The organism is Acinetobacter sp. ANC 4636, from assembly GCF_054454555.1.
In genome coordinates this window covers 241,861-252,001 of record NZ_JBTKVD010000005.1, presented here as the reverse complement: position 1 = coordinate 252,001, position 10,141 = coordinate 241,861, and the positions used below count along the sequence as shown (strand labels likewise).

The window sequence follows — 10,141 nt, the reverse complement described above, 5'->3', positions numbered from 1 at the left end:
TAAAATTTGATAAATGGTGATGGTGAATAGGTCTAAATTGATTTAATAAGCCAATCGTGGAAGATTTGGGCTGCTTCACTTAATTTACGATGTTTTTCATACACTAAAAATTCTCCATTGCCTGTATTACATTTAAATTCTGTGACTTGCTGTAATTTCCCTGTATGTACTAGTTCATCTGCCATAAAGCTCCATGCTAGTCCTATCCCCATACCTTGTTGTACTGCATGAAAAGCCAGGGTAAGTTGGTTGAAAGTTGGGCTTCCCAGAGCAATTTGGTAGGGCATATTAAAGTGTTGAAACCAGTCTTTCCAATCTAAGCAGTCCCATGCGCTGGCATTAATTTGAACTAAAGGAACTGTAGCTAAGTCCTGTAAGCTATGAATCTGAGAAATATCGATATCAGGATGAGCCACAGGGTAGATAACTTCAGGAATCAAGCACTGACTATGTAGTGATGACCAATGTCCTGCACCATATAAAATGCCGAGATCGTAATGGGTGAAACTGGATTCATCCATCGTATTAATTGCATCGACATGTACCGTAATATTTGGATAAGCTTTATGAAATTCAACCAATTTGGGAAATAACCAAAATTGAGTAAGTGCGTGTGTTGCAAGAATAGTGACGCAGTTTGGTTGATGGGTTTTCTGTAACTTTATGATTTTATGCTGTAATTTTTCAAAGATCTGTTGTGTGGTCTGATGTAGTTCTTCCCCCGCAGGTGTTAGTACGACACCACGTGGTTTACGTTCAAATAGCTGAATTTTTAAGGCATCTTCAAGTTGCCGAATCTGCTTGCTGACCGCACTTTGTGTCAGATAAAGCTCGGTTGCTGCTTGGGTAAAGCTGCCATGTCTTCCTACTGATTCAAATGCAATCAGGGTTTCAAGCGGTGGTAATTTTTTGATATAGCGACTCATTTTAAAACCTCTGCTATTCCTTTGAGGAATGGGTAAATTCTAAATGATCTTTAGTTATTTTGCTGAGATCTGTTTATGCTGCTGTTTTATTTTTAGGAAAAATCAGTATGCGACAAGGCATTATTTTTGCGATTTTAGCCTGTGCTTTATGGGGGGGAACGATTGTTGCCCCATGGTTTATTCCTGGATTTAATCCGATACTGATTAGTAGTGTGCGCTTTGTTCTGTATGGGCTAATTTCTTTCGCTTTGGCGTTGCCTAGTTTAAAAAAACTGATAAAAAAACTTGGTAAAGCAGATATTTATAAGTTAATTCAGCTCTCGATTGCAGGTAATATTTTGTATTTTGCTTGTATTGGTACTGCGGTACAGTTTGCTGGAATTACCATGACGTCGTTAATTAATGGATTAATGCCTGTATCGATTGCTTTTTTAGGAAGAGGTGAGCAGTCGAGTTTGCCATTTTCACAGTTAAAGCTGCCACTTTGTATGGTAGCACTGGGCTTAATTCTGGTTAATTTTATTCCTGATGTATTTTCAGGGGTACATTCGAGTACTGCGCAGCGAATTTTTGGCATGTTTTGTGTGGTTGCAGCAGTAGGAAGTTGGTCATGGTTTGCAATTCATAATGCGCGTTATTTAAAAGAAAGTGCATTCAATAGTCATGAATGGTCAAGTTTAATGGGGATTATGACAGGGCTAATCGCGTTACCTGCTGCAATTTTAACAATTGTTGTTATGCCCAAAGCTTGGTTTTTACAGCAAACGACCCAGCAGTGGCTGACATTTGGTGCTGTGAGTTTATTTTTGGCAATTGCAGGTTCATGGGTAGCGAACGCTTTATGGAGTGCTTCAACCAGACGTTTGCCAATCAGTTTGGGTGGTCAACTGATGGTGTTTGAGACATTGTTTGCGTGTAGCTATTCTTATATTTTTGCAGGACGATTGCCCAGTTTATTAGAAACGATTGCAATCGGTTGTATTTTAGGTGGTGTATTTTGGGTGATCCGCTTATATATGCGCGTACAAATATTGCAAAAAGCTCAGGTATAAATCAAAAAAAGCCTCAACATCCTGTTGAGGCTTTTTTTGATTCTTCACCGAGGATACAACTCCTTGTCGTATCATAAGGTTTCCATACCTAGATTTTTTATTCTTTTAATTAAGAAACGTCCTGTTTCTGTATGGTTTTATCTTAATCAAGAACAGGGATGTACCATAGCCGCTGGTAGCTGTAACTCATGTAAGCAATCGCTGACAAAGTTGTAATAATCAAATATTCGATTTAATGAACACATCAAAATGTAGCTGCTGCAAGCACTGTTTCTTCGCAGTTTTTTGTTTAGAATATTGGAGATATGCCATACCTTTGAGACCACTATGCAAAAAATACAAGATTCTACTGCGATTGTTCATCAAAATACGCAGGATTATTTGCATTGGTTTCGTCATTCCGCTCCGTATATTAATGCACATCGTAATAAAACCTTTGTGGTGATGTTTGATGGTGAAGCCATCCAGCATGAGAATTTTCAATATATTATTCATGATATTGCATTACTACATTCGTTAGGCATTCGTCTGGTACTGGTGTATGGTGCTCGCCCGCAAATTAATGCCCAACTACAAATTCAGCATTTGCAAACGCCATTTCATGATGTGCGTCGGATTACTACTCGTGAAGCATTGCCTTGTGTGATGCAGGCGGTGGGGGCGGCGCGTATGCAAATAGAAGCGTTGCTATCGATGGGATTAGCAAATTCTCCGATGTTTGGTGCACGGATTGATGTGGTATCTGGAAATTTGGTGACTGCAAAACCATATGGCATTCGCGATGGTATCGACTTTCAACTGACAGGAGAGGTGCGTAGTGTCGATGTAGATGCGATGACCCGTCTGTTAGAGCGGCATAATATTGTTCTGTTAGGCCCAGTGGGCTATTCAACCACGGGTGAAGTATTTAATTTACTGGCAGAAGAAGTGGCAACCAAAACTGCGATTGCGCTCAAAGCTGAAAAGTTGATTTTCTTGGGTAATCAGAATGGGGTGTTAAACTCGCAAGGGCAGTTACAACGCGAAATTGTGCCACATCAACTCGATCAATATATTACCCAATATCAGCAAGCTCAAAGTCAAATGGCGCTGTATTTACAAGGGGCAAAAGATGCAGCATTGAATGGCGTGCAGCGGGTACATGTTTTGCCTTATGCGCATGATGGTGCATTAATTCAGGAACTATTTACCCGTGATGGGATAGGAACAATGGTGACTGATGCGCATTATGAAGAAGTACGTATGGCAAATATTCAGGATGTTGGTGGTTTAATTAACTTACTGCGCCCACTCGAAGAACAGGGGATTTTAGTCTACCGTTCGCGTGAACGTTTAGAAACCGAGATTAATCAGTTTGCAGTGATTGAGCGTGATGGAACGATTTTGGCTTGTGCGGCTCTATATCCGATTCCAACGACAGCAGATGAAATAGCATCAGCAGAAATTGCTTGCGTGGCGGTACACCCAAGTTATCGTAAGTCAAATCGTGGTAGTCAGATTTTACATTTTCTTGAAGAAAAAGCCCGTACATTAAATATTCGTCAGCTCTTTGTTTTAACCACACGCACAGCGCATTGGTTTCTGGAACATGGCTTTAGTCATGCCACAGTGGATGATTTACCAAATGCTCGACAAGCACTATATAACTATCAGCGTAATTCCTTGGTATTTAAAAAGATAATCTGAAATTTCGATGCAGTTTTTAAATCCCATTTTATTTTTATGGAATAGCACTTTTCCTGACAAGATGAGTGCACAAATTCACAAAATTGCTCTACAATCAAAATCATTTCTCTGAAATTGTTGTGTTGGCAATGGAACTAAAGAAAAGTACGCAAAAACGTAATCAACTTTTAAGTGCTGCCTTAGATGTATTTTCTGTGTACGGTTTTAATGGGGCAAGTCTGGATGAAATTGCTCAGCTGGCACAGATGCATAAGTCGAATATTTTCTATTATTATGAAAATAAAGAGGCGCTGTACGTCGAAGTGTTGATGTCTGTTCTTCAAAAATGGATTGAGCCACTGCAATTGTTTGAGTCGGGCTTGGCTCCAGAGGAAATTTTAACGCAATATATTACCCAGAAAATTGAGTTTTCAAGAACTAATCCAAAAGCATCGAAACTGTTTGCTCTGGAAATTATTCAGGGCGCGCCATATATTCAGACGGTGCTGAAAGGTTCAATTAAAAAACATGTCAAACGTAAACTCAAAGTGCTACAGCAATGGCAGACCGAAGGTAAAATGGCGGCACACATAGACCCTGAGTTATTTGTTTTGAATTTATGGTCAATTACCCAAAGTTATGCCGATTTTGATGCACAATTTGCTGCCATTCTCGGTAAAACCTTACGTAATCGCAGCTTTCACCAGCGTGCAATTCAGCATACCGTAGCAATGCTATTACACGGTAGCCTGACTTCACCAGCGCAAGAAGAATGATGCTGATGCATCAAATCTAAAAGTGTTTTTGATAGAGCTGCAAGAGTTTTTCTGCACCCACTTTTAGATTGTCCTGCCAGTCGAGATGTGCAGTATCGTCTGCACCATCGGTAATATATTTGACTGAAATCAGGCGCACGCCTAACTTTTTACAGACTTTTGCCAGTGCATAACCTTCCATGTCGACCACCTGACAGTGCACTTTAGGTAAACCTGTTTCAAAGGAGTCGCCTGTGCCGCAGACTGCATGTGGCAGCTCAAGAAAATAACGATCAAGTTCAATTTCTGCTGGATGATCATCATCCATTGGCGTGGTACCGATAGGAAAGCCAAGTGGAGAAACATCCATATCGCGTTGAACAAATTGTTGAACTTCGACCAGTGCATGGCGTGGAAAGCTTGAGCTACCGGCTGTACCAAAGTTGATCAAGGTTTTACAACCTGTGCGCTGAATCACGTCATAAGCTTTAAATGCCGCATTGATCTTACCAATACCGCTATAGTGTACTGGAATGCCATGCTGTTCAAAATAACCTTGCGATTCGCTTGGGAGAGCCATAATCAGGGCATGGTCATGTAAAGTGTTCAATCGATCTTCTCTTCGGAGTTAAGGCTGCGTGTTTAGTATAACCAAATTGTGCTGATCTGTAAGAGATAGGGTAAGTTTGTTTGTTCGAAATAAACATAATTTTTTATAGATAAATATATGTTTTTAATCATTAAAATTTGATAAAAACAACCACAAGACGAATTGATCAGAATATGGCACAATAGTTGGCTTTGAAATCATCAATTTTTAAAAGTGCCATGAAGCTACTTCGTTTGAATGTAATGACAGCCGATTTAGATTTGCCAAAGACTGCCGTCACCATCGGCAACTTTGACGGTGTGCACCTTGGGCATCAGTCCATGATTGCTCAGTTGAAAGAGATTGCTCAAGCCGAGCAACTGCAGACCGCAGTGATGATTTTTGAGCCACAACCTTTGGAGTTTTTTAAAGGTTATCAGGCTCCACCGCGGATTACTTCATTGCGCGAAAAAGTCGAATATTTAAGCGAACTGGGCGTGGATTATGTAGTGATTGCCAAATTTGACAATCACTTTCGTAGCTTGAGTGCCGAGCAATTTTCAGAACTTTTAAAACAACAACTCAATGCCCAGCATTTGGTGTTAGGTGATGATTTTCATTTTGGCAAAAACCGTCAGGGCAATGCCGAGTTTTTACGTCAGTATGGGTTTAGCGTCACCAATCTACATACTGTAGAACTTGATGGTGAGCGGGTTAGTTCAACCCGTATTCGTGAAACCTTGCAAAAGGGAGATTTGGCATTGGCTGCACGTCTGCTGGGTCGACCTTATAGCATTACGGGGCGGGTACAATATGGTGACCAGATTGGACGCACCATTGATTTCCCGACGATTAATGTGCGTTTAAACCGTCATCGTCCATGTATTAACGGGATTTATGCAGTCGATGTGGTCTGTGAAACCACAGCACTCGATGCCAAAGTCCGCCAAGACTCGCCTGAGCAGCTTGGAGTACAAGGTTATCAGCCGACAGCGCTGTTTGGTGCTGGACATGTCGGGACGCGTCCTGCGATTCGTCAGGAACATCCGCAATGGCGTTTAGAAGTACATTTTCCTGAGGTTTCTGCTAATCTGTATGGTTTATTAATGCGAGTGACATTCTTACACTTTTTGCATGGTGAACGGAATTATCCTTCTTTAGAAGCACTCAAAGCCGGAATTCAGGATGATGTTGTACAATTACGCGCGTTTCGTGAGCAACACAACCAATTTCCTTTTTAAATTTTAGTTTTAATCTTGATGGTACAACGTGTCGGCGTTAGCGCAGACAGAACTGGAAGCAACTTGCATGAGCGATAAGCAAACACCTGAAAATGCAGTGGATTATAAAGCCACATTGAATCTGCCAGGTACTGAATTTGCAATGAAAGCAAATTTGGCAGTACGTGAACAAAAATGGTTAGAAGAGTGGTACGCTGACAACATTTATCAGCAGATTCGTGCTTCGCGTATTGGCAAGAAAAAATATGTGCTTCACGATGGCCCTCCGTATGCCAATGGTCAGATTCACCTTGGGCACGTGGTCAACAAAGTTCTCAAAGATATTATTGTTAAAAGTCGCACTTTAGATGGTTTTGATGCACCGTATGTGCCAGGTTGGGACTGTCACGGTTTGCCAATCGAGCTTAAAGTCGAAGAAAAAGTCGGTAAAGTCGGTGAAAAAGTTGATGCTGCAACTTTCCGTAAACACTGTCGCGAATATGCCTTAGAGCAAATCGATATCCAGCGCAATGACTTCAAACGTCTGGGTATTTTGGGTGATTGGGACAATCCGTATTTGACCATGAACTTCAAGCAAGAAGCCGATATTGTGCGTGCTTTGGGGGCAATCCAGAAAAATGGTCACATTCAGCCTGGTTTAAAACCAGTCAACTGGTGTCTGGACTGTGGTTCAGCGTTGGCAGAAGCGGAAGTTGAATATGAAGACAAAAAATCCGATGCAATTGACGTTGGTTTCTCTGTGGTTGATCTTGCCGATTTGTCAGCGCGTTTAGGCGTTGAAGTCAAAGATCCAACCGATTTTGTGATCTGGACAACCACCCCGTGGACATTGCCTGCTAACCAAGCAGTTGCTTTGCATGCTGAAATTGAATATCAATTGGTTCAAGTACAGACTGATCGTGGTACGCAAAACCTTGTCTTGGCAAAAGGCTTGGTTGAGTCTGCATGTGAGCGTTACAAGTTAGAAAATCCTGTAGTTTTGGCTGATTTCGTTGGTGCAAAACTGGAAAATCTACAGCTGCAACACCCACTGATTGCAGAGCGCCAAGTGCCTGTAATTTTGGGTGAACACGTCACTGCCGATAGCGGTACAGGTGCAGTTCATACCGCACCAGGGCATGGTGTCGACGACTATAAGGTTGGTCTGATCTATAACCTGAAAGTGGACAATCCTGTAGGTGGTAATGGTGTGTATTTGCCAACTGCCCCGATTTTTGCAGGCGAGCACATTTATAAAGCCAATCCAAAAATTATTGCAGCTTTAGGTGAAACAGGTCGTCTTTGGGCACACAATCCAATTAAGCACAGCTACCCACACTGCTGGCGTCACAAAACCCCAATCATTTTCCGTGCAACACCACAATGGTTTATCAGCATGGATGCCAAAGGTCTACGTGACGGTGCATTGAATGCAATTGAAAAAGACATTCAATTTGTACCAAACTGGGGGCAAAACCGTATTCAATCGATGATTGATGGTCGCCCAGACTGGTGTATTTCACGTCAACGGACATGGGGTGTGCCAATCCCGTTCTTTGTGCATAAAGATACCAATGAATTGCACCCACGTACGCCTGAACTGATTGAAGATGTGGCGAAGCTGATTGAACAAGAAGGCATTGATGCATGGTTTGACCGTGGCGCTCAAGACTTCTTGGGTGATGATGCGGAACAATATAATCCTGTACGTGACACGTTAGACGTCTGGTTTGACTCTGGTACAACGCACTATGCGGTACTTGAGCAACGTGATGAGCTACAAAGCCCTGCCGACTTGTACCTAGAAGGTTCAGACCAACATCGTGGCTGGTTCCAGTCTTCATTGTTGACGTCTATGGCAATCCACAACCGTGCACCGTACAAAGCGTTATTGACACATGGTTTCACGGTGGATGAGAAAGGGCGTAAATTGTCTAAATCTTTAGGCAACTACATTCCACTGGAAGAAATCATCAAGCAGTTAGGTGCTGACGGTCTACGTTTATATGTGGCATCAAGCGATTACCGCTATGAAATTGCAGCATCTAAAGAAATCTTTAGCCGTGTCAGCGACAGCTATCGCCGTATTCGTAACACTTTACGTTTCTTGCTTGCGAACCTGAACGGTTTCAAACCTAGCACTGATTTACTGCCTGTTGAGCAATTGATCGCACTGGATCAATACATCTTGCAACGTGCCAATGAAGTTCAAAAAGTCATTACCCAAGCTTATGACGAAATGAATTTCCACGTGGTGTGCAGTGCCTTGACCAACTTCTGTATCAATGACTTGGGTGGTTTCTACCTCGACATCATTAAAGATCGTCAATACACCACCAATGCAAATTCACAAGCGCGTCATTCTGCACAAACTGCGTTGTATCATCTGGTACAAGCTTTTGTTCGCTGGATGAGCCCAATCTTGAGCTTTACGGCACAAGAAGCATGGCCACTGATTCCAGAGCAATCTGAACAGTATGTGTTTACGACTGAGTGGTACAGCATTCCAACCGTGACAGCTAACCTGTTGTCAGAAGCGGATTGGCAAACATTGATTCAAGTCAAATCAGCAGTAAATAAACAGATTGAAGTGGCACGTAACGCTAAACTCATCGGCAGTAATTTGTCGGCGAAAGTTGAGCTTTGGGCGCAACCTGAACTTGCTGCGGTACTCAACAAACTGGGTGATGAACTTCGTTTTGTGTTGATTACTTCACAAGTGGCAGTTCATGCTTTTGCAGAACAAGGCGAAGCAACTGAGCTAGACGGATTACGTGTTCAGGTGTCTGCTGCTGAAGGTGAGAAGTGTGCGCGTTGCTGGCATGTCTTACCAGATGTCAACACACATGCAGCGCATCCTGGTTTATGTTCTCGTTGTATTGTGAATGTTGCCGGTTCTGGCGAAGAGAGAAAGTATGCCTAATCCTCAAAACAAGGGTTTAGTATTTGATGCGTATAACATCCTGTGGTTGGGGCTGTCTGCCCTAGCCATCGGGCTGGATCAATGGACCAAACACATTGCCAGTACCGCTTTGATGTATGCGCAACCTGTTCCTGTGATGCCCTTTTTAAACTGGACATTGCTACATAACTATGGCGCAGCCTTTAGCTTCTTGTCTGATGCAGGCGGCTGGCAGCGTTATTTGTTTATGGGACTGGCTGGGCTCGTGTCTTTGATTTTTGTATTTTGGCTGATGCGTATGCCGAAATATATGAAGGTTTTACCTGCAGCAATTGCCTTAATTTTAGGTGGTGCGCTAGGTAATTTGATTGATCGGGTAACTTTGGGTTATGTTGTTGATTTTATTCATGTCTATTATCAAAATCACAACTTCCCAGCGTTTAATGTTGCCGATAGTGCGATTACCTTGGGAACGATTTTGCTGTTAATCGACACGTTCTTTTTGGAAAAGCAGCGTAAAGCGGATGTAAAAAACTAAGATGGTTGAAATTATTAATCCCAATGAAGAGACCCGCGTCAGCGAAGGTTCAAAAGTTGATTTGCATTTTTCAGTTGCGATTGAAAATGGTGTGGAAATTGACAATACCCGTAACCGAGAAGAGCCTGTCAGTCTGGTGATTGGTGATGGTAACTTGTTACCTGGTTTTGAAAAGGCACTCTTTGGTTTACGTGCAGGCGATCGCCGTACCGTGCATTTACCACCTGAAGATGCGTTTGGCCCTTGGAACCCTGAAAATATTCAGCGTTTCGATACAGTCAAATTTGAACAGCGTCCAGTGGTTGGACACATGATTGAATTTGAAGACAAAGCCAAATCAAGCTTGTTTGGTGTGGTGAAATCGGTGAATGATGATATTACTGAAATCGATTTTAACCATCCTTTGGCTGGCAAGAATATTACCTTTGAAGTCGAGATTTTTAAGGTGACGCCAGCAGGACAGCAAGGCATTAAAATCATGTAAGAAAAAAGCT

Annotated in this window: 9 protein-coding genes; 7 read left to right on the top strand and 2 right to left on the bottom strand. The window is 42.2% G+C overall.

Going from position 1 to position 10,141, the window contains the following annotated elements:
* Positions 1-32: 32 nt before the first annotated feature.
* Positions 33-926, bottom strand: coding sequence for a LysR substrate-binding domain-containing protein (locus ACX1N5_RS07870; RefSeq protein WP_458801026.1), 894 nt, complete (start codon positions 924-926; stop codon positions 33-35).
* 107 nt (positions 927-1,033) lie between these two features.
* On the opposite strand from ACX1N5_RS07870, the gene ACX1N5_RS07865 reads away from it, so the two are divergent.
* The 3 genes from ACX1N5_RS07865 to ACX1N5_RS07855 all read left to right on the top strand — a co-directional run bounded on the left by ACX1N5_RS07865 (position 1,034) and on the right by ACX1N5_RS07855 (position 4,419).
* Positions 1,034-1,978, top strand: a complete 945-nt coding sequence (locus tag ACX1N5_RS07865; protein WP_131381864.1) for a DMT family transporter — start codon at positions 1,034-1,036, stop codon at positions 1,976-1,978.
* A gap of 327 nt (positions 1,979-2,305) precedes the next feature.
* A complete protein-coding gene (gene argA, locus ACX1N5_RS07860) occupies positions 2,306-3,664 on the top strand; it encodes an amino-acid N-acetyltransferase (RefSeq protein WP_131381863.1) in 1,359 nt (452 codons plus the stop codon).
* A 128-nt stretch (positions 3,665-3,792) separates the two neighbouring features.
* Entirely contained in the window at positions 3,793-4,419 is a 627-nt protein-coding gene (locus ACX1N5_RS07855; protein ID WP_131381862.1) for a TetR/AcrR family transcriptional regulator, read from the top strand.
* 16 nt (positions 4,420-4,435) lie between these two features.
* Here ACX1N5_RS07855 and ACX1N5_RS07850 read toward each other — a convergent pair whose 3' ends face one another.
* Positions 4,436-5,008, bottom strand: coding sequence for a 5'-methylthioadenosine/S-adenosylhomocysteine nucleosidase family protein (locus ACX1N5_RS07850; RefSeq protein ID WP_131381861.1), 573 nt, complete (start codon positions 5,006-5,008; stop codon positions 4,436-4,438).
* 218 nt (positions 5,009-5,226) lie between these two features.
* Here ACX1N5_RS07850 and ribF point away from each other — a divergent pair, with 218 nt between their 5' ends.
* The 4 genes from ribF to ACX1N5_RS07830 all read left to right on the top strand — a co-directional run bounded on the left by ribF (position 5,227) and on the right by ACX1N5_RS07830 (position 10,131).
* A complete protein-coding gene (ribF, locus tag ACX1N5_RS07845; RefSeq protein ID WP_458801029.1) occupies positions 5,227-6,228 on the top strand; it encodes a bifunctional riboflavin kinase/FAD synthetase in 1,002 nt (333 codons plus the stop codon).
* Between the two features lie 67 nt (positions 6,229-6,295).
* Positions 6,296-9,130, top strand: a complete 2,835-nt coding sequence (gene ileS, locus ACX1N5_RS07840; protein WP_458801031.1) for an isoleucine--tRNA ligase — start codon at positions 6,296-6,298, stop codon at positions 9,128-9,130.
* Positions 9,123-9,647: a signal peptidase II gene (gene lspA / locus ACX1N5_RS07835; RefSeq protein WP_131381859.1), complete on the top strand. Its 525-nt coding sequence runs from the start codon at positions 9,123-9,125 to the stop codon at positions 9,645-9,647. The genes ileS and lspA overlap by 8 nt, the downstream gene beginning before the upstream one ends.
* 1 nt (position 9,648) lies before the next feature.
* Positions 9,649-10,131 carry an FKBP-type peptidyl-prolyl cis-trans isomerase gene (locus ACX1N5_RS07830; protein WP_116727835.1) on the top strand — a complete coding sequence of 161 codons (483 nt, stop codon included), beginning with the start codon at positions 9,649-9,651 and terminating at the stop codon, positions 10,129-10,131.
* Positions 10,132-10,141: the final 10 nt, after the last annotated feature.